Genomic DNA, 256 nt, shown 5'->3' with positions numbered 1-256 from the left:
ATATGGATGTCCGTAGTTTTGAACTAAATTATGAAATCATTAGCGTACTTTATGAATCTAAGACAGTTCTTGATATTAAACGTGATTTTGAAGAGGACTTTAATCATTCAACTGAAATTCAATGGAAATCATTTCAAAAACGTAGTATTCGAAAACGAATATTGGAATCCCTAATGCGTCTAATTTCCCCTTTATTATAATTCTGAAAAAAGTAATCTAAACAAATTTGATTACTTTTTTCTTTTATAATCACATG

The 256-nt window shown here is 27.3% G+C and carries 1 pseudogene; it reads left to right on the top strand.

Features of this window, described 5'->3' with window-relative positions:
- A pseudogene (locus SB658_RS25595) lies at positions 1 to 200 on the top strand (cardiolipin synthase); the annotation flags it as partial.
- Positions 201 to 256: the final 56 nt, after the last annotated feature.

The sequence above is a fragment of the Bacillus sp. SIMBA_008 genome (assembly GCF_046535495.1).
Taxonomy (GTDB): domain Bacteria; phylum Bacillota; class Bacilli; order Bacillales; family Bacillaceae; genus Bacillus; species Bacillus subtilis.
Note: the sequence above shows the minus strand (reverse complement) of the source record. Positions and strands in the feature narration are given on the sequence as shown.